Raw genomic sequence first — 13,188 nt, 5'->3', positions numbered from 1 at the left:
GCCTGGATTCTTCAGATGGAGTAGCTGAGCCCGGTCGTATTCGTTTCGGGCACGATCAGGGTGACCGTGGTGCCGCGCTTCTCGCGGCTCTCCACCTCGAGGTCTCCACCATGGAGCTTGAGGATGTACCAGGCGAGGCTCAAGCCCAGGCCTGTGCCGGGCAGTCTCCTGGCGTTCCGTCCGCGAAAGAACGGCTGCAGAACGAAAGGCAGATCCCGCTCCGAGATGCCGATGCCACGATCCTTGACCGTGATCCTGATCATGCCTTGCTCCCCCTCCGCCGTAATGTCGATCGACTGGTCAAGGCGGGAGTATTTCATGGCGTTCGAGACGACGATAACGAGCGCCTGTTCCAGCAGAACGGGATCGCCGATGACGATCTCGGGCAACTCCTTGAGATCGAGATGAAAGGGGCGGTCGGGTTCCTGGCCTCCCTGCTCTCGACAGACCCGTTTGATGAGTTCCGCCAGATGGAACTCGCTCGGGTTGAGCATGATGCCGCCGGCGCTGGCGCGGGTGTAGGACAGGATTGTTTCGATCAGTTCATCGAGCCGCAGGCTCGCCCGCCAGATTTTCTCGGCCTTGACCTGAATGTCTTGGGTGCTCAGCCGGTCGGCTCGCCGGATCAGGCCTTGAGCCAGGGCATTGATCGTCGAGAGGGGCGTTCTGAGCTGATGGGTCAGCAATGCCATGCGGTCCATAGGGACAGCCGTCCTGCGAGCTGCCGTGCGCGTCGCGGAGTGGCGGGAGGACTTGGAAGAAGACTTGGGTGGACGGGCGGCAGACACGAACGCATACCTACAACTTTATAACATTTGAGGCGGGTTCGGTCCGAACTAGCGCGTGAATGCCTCTTGTCCATCCCTGAAACAACGAAAGCTTGAGATAAGCGCAGCGAAACAGGGAAAGATAATCGGATCTCTCAAAGCGTCAGTTTTGAAGCAAATCCGATGACGACATTGACATACATTGGGTTTCGATCAGTGCTATACATAGGGTTGATGTGGTTCTCTTCGGATCATTTTCCTCCAGAAGGGACAATATTGTTGAGGATTGCTCAACATTTATTGATGAGGGCTGCAGTCATTGCCGCAACCGATGGCTTCCTTGAGCGTTTTCCTCCCAGATAGTTCTATAGGAGAGAAACATGGATCGCGATCGCAGCGAAGGCAGCATGAAGAACATCAAGGGTCGGGTGAAGGAAGGGCTTGGCAAAGCCCTGGGCGACACGAAGATGGAAACAGAAGGCAAGATGGATAAGGCCGAGGGCAAGATCCAGAACACCGTTGGTGGGATCAAAGACTCGCTCCGCAAAGACACCTGATCCGCAGGAAACGTGATGGAAAAAGGCCCGGTTGAACCGGGCCTTTTCATGCCGGTATGTCGGCCTTGCGGATCACGAAGCTGATCGTGGCTTTGTCCTGGCGCTGATCCTCCAGAATGTCGCCGGTTTCCCGAATCAGGTTCGGGACATCGATACCGGCCAAGGGATCCGTGCAGATGACCTTCAGCACATCGCCCGGCTGCAGGGAATGAAGGGCTTTGCGCGTCCGCAGGACCGGTAAGGGGCACTTCAGGCCAGACAGATCAAGTTCCGTCATTCAGCCTCTCCTGATGGGCCAGGGTCTCTGCATGAGCCAGATCCTCCGGCGTGTTGATGTTGAAGAAGGGGTCGACTGGCTCGACCGGCCAGAGAACCTCGGCATGGTCATGGCGGGCGATCCAGTCTCTGATGCTGCGTATACGCTTTTCGACGAGAGCCTGCCGCAGATCGTGCCGCAGCGAAACGGGCCAGAGCCCCACCGCGAAGTGGGCCTGAGAACCCGATGCGGCACAAGCGATGGGCTTTCGGGTTGCGCGGCATGCCTCGTGCAGACGCTGCACCAGATCCTTCGGCAGGAAGGGCGTGTCGGCCGGTGCGCTCACCACCCAGGCGATGTCCGGCCGGTGAGCGGCGCTCCACTCGAGGGCTGCCAGAAGTCCGGCCAGCGGGCCTGGATGATCCGCGACGGAGTCCGGAACGACCGGGTGCTGCATTCTACTGAATCTGGCAGGATCGCCGTTGGCGTTGAGGATCATGCTGTCGCATTGCGGGGCAAGGCGTTCGGCGATGCGCTCCAGCAAGCTTCGCCCCCCAAGAGGCAGAAGAGCCTTGTCATTGCCGCCCATGCGCCGTGAGAGCCCCCCGGCCAGGATCACGCCAAGGGTCTGCGGAGGCAGGCTCAAGCCGGGCCCTCACTCGATGATGATGCGCGGGGCAGGGCGTGCGGCAGCACCGCCCGAAAGAGTACCCCAGACCTGTTGCGCCATGTCCCTGTAGATCCGGGCATGGGGGCCTTCCGGATCTGCAACGACGACGGGACGGCCAGAATCCGACAGCTCACGGATCGTCATGTTGAGTGGAACTTCGCCGATGAATGGCACGCCGAGACGCACCGCCTCGTCCCGTGCTCCCCCATGGCCGAAAATGTGCGAACTCTGTCCGCAATGGGGGCAGACGAAGGTCGCCATGTTCTCGACGATCCCCAGGATGGGGATCTCCACCCGCTTGAACATGGATACCCCGCGCCGGGCGTCGATGAGGGCGAGGTCCTGGGGCGTGGAGACGATCACGGCACCGGCCAGAGGCGTCGCTTGCGCCATGGTGAGCTGGGCATCGCCCGTGCCGGGCGGCATGTCGACCACGAGCACGTCGAGATCGCCCCAGGCGACTTCACGCAGCATCTGGGTGATGGCCGACATCACCATCGGGCCGCGCCAGATCATGGCGGCTTCTTCCTCCACCAGGAACCCGATGGACATGACCTTGATCCCGTAGGCTTCCATGGGCTCCAGAATGCGGTTCTCCAGCAGGCGCGGCTTGCCATGAATCCCGAGCAGCTTCGGTACGGAAGGACCATAGATGTCCGCGTCGAGCAGGCCGACTCTCAGGCCGAGGGCCTTCAGGCCGAGAGCAAGGTTGCAGGCGGTGGTGGACTTGCCGACGCCGCCTTTTCCCGATGCCACGGCGATCACGTGCTGCACGCCGGGAATGCGCTGGTTCTTGGGCTGGGCGGCCGAACGGGGGCGCTGGGGCGCCCCTGAACCTGACGATGCGGCGCTCGAGCCGGCCGGCCGGTCGGCCGTGAGGCTGGCAAAAACTCCTTTGACCGCCGGCAGGCCCTGAACGGCCGTCACCGCGGTCTGGCGCACACGCTCCATATTGGCGGCTTCGGACGGATCGATGTTGATGGAAAACATGACCCGCCCGGCATCGTCCACGACGACGTCGGACAGGCGTCCCGATGCTACGAGGTCGGTTCCGCTCGTGTCGACCGGAACAGTCGACAGGGCCTGCAGCACGTGCTCACGGGTGATCGCCACTTCGTCATCTCCTGGGCCTTTCAAGGCGCGGTCTTCATGACATCTATAGGCTGTCGGGCGCTTCGTTAAGGCTTTCCCGCAGAGAAGATGCGGTATTCCGAACCAAACCTCACCTTGTCCGTTGTTCACCCGATTCCTCGGGAGCCGGCACAACCGGCCGAGTGGCTGCCTTCGCTGATCACCTCCCGGGCGTACGACATCAATCGAGGAGATGAGAATGCACCAGCACGGCCATAACGATCCGCATGCTGCGAAGCTTTACGATCTGATCAAGGACGTGAAGATCGCCATGATGACCACCGTCGACACCGACGGCACCCTGCACAGCCGGCCCATGCACAGCCAGGATGCGGACGAGCATGGTGACCTCTGGTTCTTCACCCAGATCCAGTCTCCCAAGATGAAGGAGATTTCCCGAGACAACGACGTCAACCTGGCCTACAGCGACCCGAGCAGCCAGACCTATGTCTCGGTATCCGGCAAGGCGGAGATCGTGCGCGACAAGGCGACGATCGAGGAGAAGTGGTCCGAGCCCCTGCGTGCTTGGTTCCCGAAGGGCACGGACGACCCGCAGATCGCGCTGATCCGCGTTCATCCTGCGAAGGGTGAATACTGGGACAGCCCGTCCTCGACCCTGGTGCATCTCTACGGCTATGCGAAGGCTGTCGTGACGGGCGAGTCGCCGAAGCCGGGCGATCAGGCGAAAGTCAATTTAAGTTGAACTCATAACTTTCCGGCAGAGTAATCGGGGTCGCTTTGCGACCCCTTTTCTTTGTCTTCATTGTGTCTACCTCTACGGCAGAAGCTTAGGTATGATCGGAAAAAGTCAGAGGCGGGGACAATCCGCTTCACGCACATAACAACAAACTGCAGGGGGCTTCCTTGGGAGGAAACGATGAAATCCATCCTGCTTGCTGCTGGTTCCATTGTTGCTCTTGCGTCTGCGAGTCTTGCCCAACCTTCCGCTCAGCCATCGGCGAGCAACCTTGAGAAGCTGTTATCCTTCCAAAGCACGGGAACTGAAGAGCCCAGGCCCATTGCTCAGGAAGGGCGCCGCGCGGATGCGCTCCGCCGCAATCTCGAAAGGATCCAACTCCCGGCCGGCTTCAAGATCGAACTGTATGCGGTCGTGCCTGATGCACGGCACATGGCCGTTGGGCCCAATGCCGGCGTGGTCTTCGTCGGCACGAGGAAGAACAATGTTTACGTGGTGACGGATCGTGACAAGGACCGCGTTGCGGACGAAGTGAAGCAATTCGCGCCTTCCGTCGCTTTCAAGATCCCGAACGGTGTCTGCTTCTCCCGCGACGGCATGCTCTACGTGGTCGAGCAGAACCGCGTTCTGCAGTTCCCGGCTGCGGAATTCTTCTATGAGGGAGCGGATGTCGCCGCCTTCGTGGTCGCAAAGCAGGGAGATCTGATCCCACCCTCCGAGGAAAGCTTCAATCACACGGCGCGCGTCTGCCGGATCGGTCCGGACAACAAGCTTTATGTTGCCCTTGGCCAGCCCTTCAACGTGCCGGCGAAGGACAAGATCGATCTCTTCAGGCGCACCGGAATCGGCGGCATCATCCGCATGGATCAGGATGGAAAGAACCGCGAAGTCTACGCGACGGGCATTCGCAACTCCGTCGGCATGGATTTCAACCCGGGCGACAAGACCCTGTGGTTCACCGACAACCAGGTCGACGGCATGGGTGACGATCAGCCTCCCGGCGAGATCAATCGGATCGCAAGCCAGGGGCAGAATTTCGGCTTCCCCTACTATGGCGGCGGCACGGTCCGTACGGTCGAGTACAAGGACGACCAGATCCCGTCAGGCGTTGTCGGTCCGCAGGCCGAGATGGACCCTCATGCGGCCGATCTTGGCATGATGTTCTACACGGGGCGCATGTTCCCGCAGACCTACCAGGGCGGCATCTTCTCGGCCCAGCACGGCTCCTGGAATCGAACCAAGCCGATCGGCGCCCGGGTGATGTTCACCCCGATCAAGCAGGACGGCACGGCAGACAAGCCGCAGGTCTTCGCGGAAGGGTGGCTCACGGAGAACGGCGAGTATCTCGGCAGGCCTGTGGACGTGGCCATGCTGCCGGACGGGTCCCTTCTCGTCTCGGATGACACTGCCGGTGCCCTCTACCGGATCTCCTACGAAGGTCGATGAGGCTTTTTTCACAGGCGCGCCCATGGGCGCGCCTGTTCTGCCCGGAGAGATCATCATGAAGTTCTGCATTGTCCTGGTAGGGTTCGGAGCGTTTCTGACGGCATTCGGGCTTGTTGGCGCACAGGCCGGCGATGCCAGGGCAGGGCGCCAGAAACTCACTACATGCCAAGCCTGTCATGGGATTGACGGTCTCTCGAAGAATCCCGAGTCGCCCAATCTTGCCGGCCAGATCGAGGGCTATCTCGTCAGAAGTCTCACGGCCTACAAGTCAGGCGAGCGCAGGAACGAGTCGATGAACATTGTAGCAAAGGACCTGTCGGACGAGGACATCGCCGACGTGGCGGCCTATTACGCCTCGATCCAGGTCGACGTCCTGCCGCCTTAAGCTGTGGCCGCTCCCTTTCTCAAGGCTGGGCACCCTTTCATCATGGGCGGCCCTTCGCTATTGTCCTGCCTCCCGCGAGCGGCAAGGAGCAGGCGATGGCGGACATCGCAACCCGCGTCTACAATCATACCTGGAAGATCGACCCGATCGTCCGGTCGGTTCTGGATACGGATTTCTACAAACTGCTGATGGCGCAGACGATCTTTCGCCGTCATCGCGACGTGCAGGTGACGTTCGGCATCCACAACCGGACCACCCGTATCCGCCTGGCCGACATCATCGATGCCGGCGAACTGCGCGAGCAGCTCGATCATGTGCGCAGCCTGCGCCTGACCCGGGGCGAGTCCACCTGGCTGCGGGGCAACACCTTCTACGGCAAGCGGCAGATGTTCTCGCCGGAGTTCATGGACTGGCTCGAGACCTTCCGCTTTCCGGAATACCTGCTGGAGAAGGAGGACGGCCAATACGTCCTGACCTTCCATGGGCCGTGGATCGAGACCACCATGTGGGAGATCCCGGCGCTTGCGATCCTCAATGAGCTGCGCTCGCGAGGGGTCCTCAGGGGAATGGGCAAGTTCGAGCTTCAGGTGCTCTATGCCCGCGCCATGACCCGGGTCTGGGAGAAGATCGAGCGGCTCAAGGCGCTGCCGGACCTCTCCATCGCCGATTTCGGCACACGTCGCCGCCACGGTTTTCTCTGGCAGGATTGGTGCGTGCAGGCCATGATGGAGGGGCTTGGATCGTCCTTCCTCGGAACGTCCAATTGCCTGGTCGCCCTGCGCCAGGAGGTGGAGGCTGTGGGCACCAACGCCCATGAGCTTCCCATGGTCTATGCGGCTCTGGCCAAATCCGACGAGGAACTCGCTCGGTCTCCTTACAACGTCTTGTCCGACTGGCAGGAGGATTACGAGGGCAACCTGCTCGTCATCCTGCCCGATACCTACGGCACCACGAATTTCCTGCAGAACGCGCCCGAATGGGTGCCTGCCTGGACAGGCATCCGCGTCGATTCCAAGGATCCTATCGAGGGCGGCGAGGAGGCGATCGAATGGTGGCGCCAGCGCGGGCAGAACCCGCGCGAGAAGCTCGCGATCTTCTCGGACGGGCTCGACGTGGACGTGATCGAGCGAATCCACCGGCATTTCCGCGGCCGCATGCGCATCGGCTACGGCTGGGGCACGCTTCTCACGAACGATTTCCGCGGGCTGGCTCCTGAGGGAAAGCTCGATCCGATCTCCATCGTCTGCAAGGTCATCTCGGCTGATGGCCGGCCGACGGTGAAGCTCTCCGATAATCCGACCAAAGCCATGGGGCCGAAAGCGGAGGTCGAGCGCTACAAGCGCATCTTCCACGTGGGCGAACAAGCGGCGAAACCTGTATTGGTGTGACGGACATGATCATCGACCTCAACTGCGACATGGGTGAAGGCTTCGGTCCCTGGCCGATGGGGGACGACGAGGCGATGCTCGACATCGTCTCGTCCGCCAACATCGCCTGCGGGTTCCATGCGGGCGATCCGTCCATCATGTTCCGCACGGCGGAGATCGCAAAACGGAAGGGCGTGGCCATCGGGGCTCATCCGGGCTTCAACGACCTGCACGGCTTCGGTCGCCGCATGATCCGCGGCAATTCCGCTGCCGAAATCGAACACATGATTGCCTATCAGATCGGCGCCATGCAGGCCGTTGCCTCGCTTGCCGGGCATAAGGTCACCTACGTGAAGGTGCACGGGGCACTCAACAACATGGCCAACGAGGACGAGGATCTCGCTCTCGCGATCGCCCGTGCCATCAAGGGCGTCGATGCGAGCCTCGTCAACATGTGCATGCCGGGCCTTCTGATGGAGAAGGCGTCCCATAGCGTCGGCATTCCGGTCGTGCGCGAGATCTTTGCCGACCGCACCTATGAGGATAACGGCACGCTCACCAGCAGGAAGAAGCCCGGCTCAGTCCTGCACGATGCGGAGTTCGCGGCCGAGCGCATCCTGCGCGCAGTTCAGGACCGCGCGATCACGACTGTTTCAGGCAAACGCATTCCGGTCGAGATCGATACGATCTGCGTGCACGGCGACGAGCCGAGCGCAGTGGCCATGGCTCGGACGGTCCGCGCGAAGCTGGAGGCAAACGGCGTCAAGATCGCGCCGTTCGCTGCTCCCTGAAACTGAGTGGGCGCTGCCTCTTTCAGCGCCCGAAAGCTTTGGCGATGAAGGGCAGCAAGGCCGCCAGCGTGTCATGGGGCGCTTCCTCGGCGAGATAGTGGCCGCAATCGATTGCGTGGCCCTCCACATGATCGGCCCAGTCGCGCCAGACGGCCAGCACGTCATACCATTGATCGAGCCCGTTCCTGCGACCCCAGAGGGCCTGCACCGGGCACATGATCCGTCGCCCCGCCTTCCGGTCTTCTTCATCGAGACGCATGTCGATCGTCGCGCCCGCGCGATAATCCTCGCACATGGCGTGGATCGTCTCCGGGTTGGTGAAGCAGCGGCGGTATTCTGCAAGTGCTTCTTCATCGAACATCGAGCGCCCGCGGCGAAGATAGATGGCATCGGGATCCGACGCGATCAGTCGCTCCGGCAATGGGTGAGGCTGCGCGAGGAAGAACCAGTGCCAGTAGCCCATGGCGAAGGCCATGTCCGTGCGCTGGAAGTGCTCTGCCGTTGGGATGATATCCAAGACCGACAGCGCCATAATCCGCTCAGGATGATCGAGCGCCATGCGGTAGGCACAGCGCCCGCCGCGGTCGTGACCGACGACGGCAAAGCGCTCGAACCCGAGGGCCTGCATCACCTCCACCTGGTCGCGCGCCATGGCGCGCTTGGAGTAGGGCTCATGCTCCTCGTTTGTCGGAGGCTTGGAGCTGTCGCCATAGCCGCGCAGGTCGGCGCACACGACCGTGTAGCTTTCGGCAAGCTGCGGCGCCACCTTGTGCCACATGACGTGGGTCTGCGGGTGTCCATGCAGCAGGAGCACGGGCGGACCTTTGCCGCCGACACGCAGGTTGATGACGGCTTCGGATGTTTCGATACGACGGTTGGTGAAGGTCTCGAACATCCCGTGATTGTCTTATAGTTTTCGCTTCGAGACCAGGGGCCAGGAAAAGCCGCGGGGCTGCGTGCGGGTGGGCCGCAGCCCCGTGTTCATGGCGGATGTGAAGCGAGAGGGAGACTCACCAGGAGCGGCGCTCTCCATTGTCGATGTGGATGATGCCGTTCCGATACATCTTTAGGCCCCCAACCTGCGGGTGAGACCGCAGGTAGGCCATGACGCCGCGTATGCGGGTGCGAACCCTGAAGTCGATGGCCCGGCAGGAGAGGTGAAGGGACTGGCGCGCGCCGCCGGCGCGCCAGTTGCGGGAACGATTGCGATGGGTGGATTCGACGCTCACGGGGCCGAACTTTGCCGCAACCGAGGCGACGACTTCGCGCAGATTGCCCGGCACGCAATTGGTCGGGGCGCTCGCTCGCAGCATGATTGTTCCCTGCGAGACCAGGGAGGAAAAACCCGAGAGGGTTCTCGTACTCGGCAGGCTGCCCGTCGTGCTGGGATTGTTGATCTCGTCATTGGATGGAAGGCTCACATATTGAGCAGGCGGAACAAGCCCTCCTTCACCGTCGCCAGCTTTGAGCGCGGAAGGCGACAACCCAAACAGAAGCGCGCCGGTCACGAGAGAGAATCTGGACGCGTGGCGAACTCGGCAGGTGATGCTCATCGGGTTCTCCCGTTCTGAGCCCCTACAAGATTATCGTGCCGTGGAAATGGTCCTCCCATCGGCATTGTTTTATTGGTCAGATAACTGACGGTTGCGCGTATAGCGTTAGGGAAGGCAACCTAAAGGAAGCTTGGCACTGGACAAGGGTGCGTTGGCATTAAGGAAGAGGCCAAACAACTCTGGTGGGTGTCAAAGCTTTAACCTGCAAGGATTTCAGCGTGTCAGAAATTTAGTGTTAGTTCTGAAATAACAGAGCTCTTGTACTTGCGATTCCCGCAACTGATACACACATTTCGCCCATTGGACCGATCAAACCTTTGATCTGCTGGAGAGTGGAATGAACACTGCCCGTGGTGCTGTTTTCGATGCAATCAAGACTGCCGGCCCGGGCCGGGAGGATGCGATCGCACGCATCACGCTGGTTGCAAAGTTGCTGGACAGCGCCTTCCTGGTTCCCGGCCTGAACCGACGTGTGGGCTTGGATGCGGTGCTGGGCCTCGTGCCGGGTATCGGTGATGCGCTTTCCGCAGCGCTCGCGAGCTACATCATCTGGGAGGCCCGCCAACTCGGCCTGCCGCGCTGGAAGATCGCCCGGATGATCGGTAACGTCGCTATGGACACGGCCATCGGTGCCATTCCGCTGGCAGGCGACCTGTTCGACGTCTACTTCAAGGCCAACGAGCGGAACCTCCGGATCGTCCACGAGCATCTCGGCACGCCCAAGCGCGGGCCGAAGGAGATCGACGGGACTGCGGTCAGGATTGAGGAGCGCTGAATGAGACGGCTGCTGTGGATCGTCGCTTGGATGGCCGTGGCGCTCTGGTCCCTGTTCGCCTGGGGCGCTTACGGGCTACTGGACTTCTTCGGCGGCGTTGCTGCCCGCAATGCCGACGTCGTCACGGGCCATCCTGAGACGGTGGAGTGGCTTTCCTGGGCGTTGACGGCCCTGCGAGGTCTCGGCCTCGGGGCCATCGTCTTCGTTTGGGCCGTGGTGTCGCTGCTCATTCTTGCCGTTCCGGCCGTGCTGGGCCTGTTTTTCGGCAGCGCGCGACGTGAGCAATATGTCGAAGAGTGGCGTGGGCCACGGGGCGATTCTCGCATGTCGGGCCCATCCACATCGTCGTCCGGACCGCCTCCAATCCGGCGGATCGAAAGACACTAGAGTATCAAACCATACCTCGTCATCACCGGCCTTGTGCCGGTGATCTCGATGTGTAACTTGCGGCGCTTTAGACAATCGAGATGGCCGGGACAAGCCCGGCCATGACGTGAGAGAATTTCGTCTTGGTCGACGCCTCAGCGATGGCTTGAGATGAACTGCTTGAAGCGCTCGGATTTCGGGGCGCCGAACACATCCGCCGGTGCGCCCTCCTCCTCCACCACGCCCTTGTGCAGGAATACGACCCGATTGGACACATCGCGGGCAAAGCCCATTTCGTGCGTCACCACCAGCATGGTGCGGCCCTCCTCGGCGAGCGAGCGCATCACGCGCAGCACCTCGCCGACGAGTTCAGGATCGAGAGCCGAGGTCGGCTCGTCGAAGAGCATCACCTTCGGGTGCATGGCGAGCGCCCGGGCGATGGCGGCGCGCTGCTGCTGGCCGCCGGAGAGGTGCGACGGGTACTGATTGCGCTTGTCGGCGATCCCGACCTTCGCCAGCAGCTCTTCGGCCTCGGCAATGCATTCCGCCTTCGGGCGCTTCTGCACATGAACGGGCGCCTCGATCACGTTCTCCAGAACTGTCATGTGAGACCACAGATTGAAGCTCTGGAACACCATGGCCACCCGCGAGCGGATGCGGTCCACCTGGCGCTGATCGGCAGGCTCCATCCCCTTGCGGCTTTTCTTCAGGCCAATGATCTCGCCGGCGATGCTGATCTCGCCAGAATCCGGCACCTCGAGCATGTTGATGCAGCGGAGCATGGTGGACTTGCCGGAGCCGGAGGCGCCGAGGATCGAGATCACGTCGCCTTCCTTGGCGCTCAGCGACACGCCCTTGAGAACCTCGAGCGATCCGAAGCTCTTGCGGAGATTCTGCACGGAGACGGCTGGGGCCGCTTCAGAAGACGCAAGTTGAGACGACAAGGATGCAACTCCGTTAGACATGGGCGGCCTCCAGACGCGGCTCCACGGCCGGTGGGCGGCGCAGGTGAGGCGAGAGCCACCATTCGATGGCCATGATGATGCGGGTGATGATGAAGTTCAGAACGAGGTAGATCAGACCAGCGACCACGAAGACCTCAACCGCACGGAAGCTCTGCGAAATCAGTTTGGCGGCGAGTCCTGTCACTTCCATCATGGTGATGATCGAGGCAAGCGATGTGGCCTTCACCATCAGGATGATCTCGCTGCCGTAGGCCGGAAGCGCTTGGCGGACGGCGATGGGGAAGATGACGCGGCGGAAGAGCAGAATGCCCGACATGCCGCAGGCGCGCGCCGCCTCGACCTGGTTGTAGGGAACCGATTGCAGCCCGCCGCGGATGATCTCGCTGGCGTAAGCCGCCGTGTTGAGCGTCAACGCGAAGACCGCGCACCAGTAGGGCTCGCGGAAGAAGGTCCACAGGCCCCATTCCTGCAAGGTGGGACGGAACTGCCCCAGGCCGTAATAGATCAGGAAGATCTGCACGAGCAGAGGCGTGCCGCGAAACACGAAGACGTAAGCCTGTGCCGGCCAGTCGAGCACCTTGATGCCCGACATGCGCATGAGCGCCAGGATCATGGCGAGAACGGCCCCAAGACCCACGGCCATGAAGGCGAGGTTCAGGGTCAGCGGCACGCCGCCCATGAGCGTCAGGAAGGTGTCCCGCATGAAAGCGAAGTCCATCAGGAAGCCCTCCGCATGCCGCGCATCGAGTGCGCTTCCGCGCGCTGGAACAGGTAGGTCGAAACCCAGGTGATGAGCAGGTAGAGCACGGCTGCCGTGAGATAGAAGTCGAACGGTCGGCGCGTGGAGCCGGCCGCGATGTGCGACTGCCGCAGCAGCTCGACGAGGCCGGTCACGGAGATGAGCGCCGATTCCTTCAGAACCAGCTGCCACGTGTTGCCGAGGCCCGGAATGGCATAGCGCAGCACCTGCGGGGCGATGATGCGGCGGAACATGAGCCAGCGGTGCATGCCGACGGAGCGCGCAGCTTCAAGCTCGCCACGGCTGACGACCTGGTAGGCACCGCGGAAGACTTCGGCCTGATAGGCGCCGGACACGATGCCGATGGCCATGGCGCCGGTTGCGAAGGCCGGCACGCCGATGAACCCGTCGGCGCCGAAGAGGCTGCCGATGGCGCCGAGCGCCGCGCTTCCGCCGAAATAGAACAGGTAGATCACGAGAAGATCAGGAATGCCGCGCAGGACGGTGGTGTAGCCATCGGCGAGGCTGCGGACCACGAGATTGCCGCCGATTTTGCCCCAGGCCACCAGGGTGCCGACGACGGAGCCCGCGAGAAAGCCGCAGATGGCGACCGCGATCGTCATTCCCGCGGCGGTGAGGAGAGCCCATCCCCATCCATTGGGACCAAACCCGACGAGCTCGAAATAGCTCAGTTGCTGCACGCGTCGTAACTTTCTTGAATAT

At 61.8% G+C, this 13,188-nt stretch carries 17 protein-coding genes; 8 read left to right on the top strand and 9 right to left on the bottom strand.

Features of this window, described 5'->3' with window-relative positions:
* Positions 1-11: 11 nt before the first annotated feature.
* Entirely contained in the window at positions 12-701 is a 690-nt protein-coding gene (locus AC0QTX_RS06580; RefSeq protein WP_474603034.1) for a sensor histidine kinase, read from the bottom strand.
* 446 nt (positions 702-1,147) lie between these two features.
* Between AC0QTX_RS06580 and AC0QTX_RS06575 the strand changes: the two genes are divergently transcribed.
* Positions 1,148-1,324: a CsbD family protein gene (locus AC0QTX_RS06575; protein WP_474603033.1), complete on the top strand. Its 177-nt coding sequence runs from the start codon at positions 1,148-1,150 to the stop codon at positions 1,322-1,324.
* A gap of 46 nt (positions 1,325-1,370) precedes the next feature.
* Here AC0QTX_RS06575 and AC0QTX_RS06570 read toward each other — a convergent pair whose 3' ends face one another.
* The 3 genes from AC0QTX_RS06570 to AC0QTX_RS06560 are packed head-to-tail and all read right to left on the bottom strand — an operon-like array spanning position 1,371 to position 3,363.
* Positions 1,371-1,601 (bottom strand): sulfurtransferase TusA family protein, encoded by a 231-nt coding sequence (locus tag AC0QTX_RS06570; RefSeq protein ID WP_474603032.1) that lies wholly within the window; start codon positions 1,599-1,601, stop codon positions 1,371-1,373.
* Positions 1,588-2,226 carry a molybdenum cofactor guanylyltransferase MobA gene (gene mobA, locus AC0QTX_RS06565; RefSeq protein ID WP_474603031.1) on the bottom strand — a complete coding sequence of 213 codons (639 nt, stop codon included), beginning with the start codon at positions 2,224-2,226 and terminating at the stop codon, positions 1,588-1,590. The genes AC0QTX_RS06570 and mobA overlap by 14 nt, the downstream gene beginning before the upstream one ends.
* 9 nt (positions 2,227-2,235) lie before the next feature.
* Positions 2,236-3,363 carry an Mrp/NBP35 family ATP-binding protein gene (locus tag AC0QTX_RS06560; protein ID WP_474603030.1) on the bottom strand — a complete coding sequence of 376 codons (1,128 nt, stop codon included), beginning with the start codon at positions 3,361-3,363 and terminating at the stop codon, positions 2,236-2,238.
* Between the two features lie 217 nt (positions 3,364-3,580).
* On the opposite strand from AC0QTX_RS06560, the gene AC0QTX_RS06555 reads away from it, so the two are divergent.
* The 5 genes from AC0QTX_RS06555 to AC0QTX_RS06535 all read left to right on the top strand — a co-directional run bounded on the left by AC0QTX_RS06555 (position 3,581) and on the right by AC0QTX_RS06535 (position 8,067).
* On the top strand, positions 3,581-4,084 hold the full coding sequence (locus AC0QTX_RS06555) for a pyridoxamine 5'-phosphate oxidase family protein (RefSeq protein WP_474603029.1): 504 nt from the start codon (positions 3,581-3,583) through the stop codon (positions 4,082-4,084).
* Positions 4,085-4,258: 174 nt separating this feature from the next.
* The gene (locus AC0QTX_RS06550) at positions 4,259-5,524 is read left to right on the top strand and encodes a PQQ-dependent sugar dehydrogenase (protein WP_474603028.1); all 1,266 of its coding nucleotides are present in this window, start codon (positions 4,259-4,261) and stop codon (positions 5,522-5,524) included.
* A gap of 55 nt (positions 5,525-5,579) precedes the next feature.
* On the top strand, positions 5,580-5,909 hold the full coding sequence (locus AC0QTX_RS06545; protein ID WP_474603027.1) for a c-type cytochrome: 330 nt from the start codon (positions 5,580-5,582) through the stop codon (positions 5,907-5,909).
* 95 nt (positions 5,910-6,004) lie between these two features.
* Entirely contained in the window at positions 6,005-7,297 is a 1,293-nt protein-coding gene (pncB, locus tag AC0QTX_RS06540) for a nicotinate phosphoribosyltransferase (RefSeq protein WP_474603026.1), read from the top strand.
* Positions 7,298-7,302: 5 nt separating this feature from the next.
* On the top strand, positions 7,303-8,067 hold the full coding sequence (locus AC0QTX_RS06535; protein ID WP_474603025.1) for a LamB/YcsF family protein: 765 nt from the start codon (positions 7,303-7,305) through the stop codon (positions 8,065-8,067).
* Positions 8,068-8,089: 22 nt separating this feature from the next.
* Here AC0QTX_RS06535 and AC0QTX_RS06530 read toward each other — a convergent pair whose 3' ends face one another.
* Both AC0QTX_RS06530 and AC0QTX_RS06525 read right to left on the bottom strand, forming a co-directional pair.
* Complete coding sequence (locus AC0QTX_RS06530) at positions 8,090-8,962, bottom strand: alpha/beta fold hydrolase (RefSeq protein WP_474603024.1); 873 nt, start codon at positions 8,960-8,962, stop codon at positions 8,090-8,092.
* 115 nt (positions 8,963-9,077) lie between these two features.
* Positions 9,078-9,620: a D-Ala-D-Ala carboxypeptidase family metallohydrolase gene (locus AC0QTX_RS06525; RefSeq protein ID WP_474603023.1), complete on the bottom strand. Its 543-nt coding sequence runs from the start codon at positions 9,618-9,620 to the stop codon at positions 9,078-9,080.
* A gap of 337 nt (positions 9,621-9,957) precedes the next feature.
* On the opposite strand from AC0QTX_RS06525, the gene AC0QTX_RS06520 reads away from it, so the two are divergent.
* Positions 9,958-10,395, top strand: a complete 438-nt coding sequence (locus AC0QTX_RS06520; protein WP_474603022.1) for a DUF4112 domain-containing protein — start codon at positions 9,958-9,960, stop codon at positions 10,393-10,395.
* Positions 10,396-10,782, top strand: a complete 387-nt coding sequence (locus tag AC0QTX_RS06515; protein WP_474603021.1) for a hypothetical protein — start codon at positions 10,396-10,398, stop codon at positions 10,780-10,782.
* A gap of 134 nt (positions 10,783-10,916) precedes the next feature.
* Here AC0QTX_RS06515 and AC0QTX_RS06510 read toward each other — a convergent pair whose 3' ends face one another.
* Genes AC0QTX_RS06510 through AC0QTX_RS06500 form a run of 3 tightly spaced genes read right to left on the bottom strand, consistent with a single transcriptional unit; the run spans position 10,917 to position 13,166 of the window.
* Positions 10,917-11,726, bottom strand: coding sequence for an ABC transporter ATP-binding protein (locus AC0QTX_RS06510; protein WP_474603020.1), 810 nt, complete (start codon positions 11,724-11,726; stop codon positions 10,917-10,919).
* Positions 11,719-12,444 carry an ABC transporter permease gene (locus tag AC0QTX_RS06505; RefSeq protein WP_474603019.1) on the bottom strand — a complete coding sequence of 242 codons (726 nt, stop codon included), beginning with the start codon at positions 12,442-12,444 and terminating at the stop codon, positions 11,719-11,721. The genes AC0QTX_RS06510 and AC0QTX_RS06505 overlap by 8 nt, the downstream gene beginning before the upstream one ends.
* Complete coding sequence (locus AC0QTX_RS06500) at positions 12,444-13,166, bottom strand: ABC transporter permease (protein ID WP_474603018.1); 723 nt, start codon at positions 13,164-13,166, stop codon at positions 12,444-12,446. The genes AC0QTX_RS06505 and AC0QTX_RS06500 overlap by 1 nt, the downstream gene beginning before the upstream one ends.
* Positions 13,167-13,188 lie beyond the last annotated feature (22 nt).

The organism is Microvirga sp. jy35 (assembly GCF_056148915.1).
This window is presented reverse-complemented; position numbering and strand designations above follow the sequence as displayed.

Coding starts and splice junctions, on each gene's coding strand:
- AC0QTX_RS06580 (WP_474603034.1), bottom strand. CDS start 701: ATGGACCGCATGGCATTGCTGACCCATCAGCTCAGAACGCCCCTCTCG.
- AC0QTX_RS06575 (WP_474603033.1), top strand. CDS start 1,148: ATGGATCGCGATCGCAGCGAAGGCAGCATGAAGAACATCAAGGGTCGG.
- AC0QTX_RS06570 (WP_474603032.1), bottom strand. CDS start 1,601: ATGACGGAACTTGATCTGTCTGGCCTGAAGTGCCCCTTACCGGTCCTG.
- AC0QTX_RS06555 (WP_474603029.1), top strand. CDS start 3,581: ATGCACCAGCACGGCCATAACGATCCGCATGCTGCGAAGCTTTACGAT.
- AC0QTX_RS06550 (WP_474603028.1), top strand. CDS start 4,259: ATGAAATCCATCCTGCTTGCTGCTGGTTCCATTGTTGCTCTTGCGTCT.
- AC0QTX_RS06545 (WP_474603027.1), top strand. CDS start 5,580: ATGAAGTTCTGCATTGTCCTGGTAGGGTTCGGAGCGTTTCTGACGGCA.
- pncB (WP_474603026.1), top strand. CDS start 6,005: ATGGCGGACATCGCAACCCGCGTCTACAATCATACCTGGAAGATCGAC.
- AC0QTX_RS06535 (WP_474603025.1), top strand. CDS start 7,303: ATGATCATCGACCTCAACTGCGACATGGGTGAAGGCTTCGGTCCCTGG.
- AC0QTX_RS06530 (WP_474603024.1), bottom strand. CDS start 8,962: ATGTTCGAGACCTTCACCAACCGTCGTATCGAAACATCCGAAGCCGTC.
- AC0QTX_RS06525 (WP_474603023.1), bottom strand. CDS start 9,620: ATGAGCATCACCTGCCGAGTTCGCCACGCGTCCAGATTCTCTCTCGTG.
- AC0QTX_RS06520 (WP_474603022.1), top strand. CDS start 9,958: ATGAACACTGCCCGTGGTGCTGTTTTCGATGCAATCAAGACTGCCGGC.
- AC0QTX_RS06515 (WP_474603021.1), top strand. CDS start 10,396: ATGAGACGGCTGCTGTGGATCGTCGCTTGGATGGCCGTGGCGCTCTGG.
- AC0QTX_RS06510 (WP_474603020.1), bottom strand. CDS start 11,726: ATGTCTAACGGAGTTGCATCCTTGTCGTCTCAACTTGCGTCTTCTGAA.
- AC0QTX_RS06505 (WP_474603019.1), bottom strand. CDS start 12,444: ATGGACTTCGCTTTCATGCGGGACACCTTCCTGACGCTCATGGGCGGC.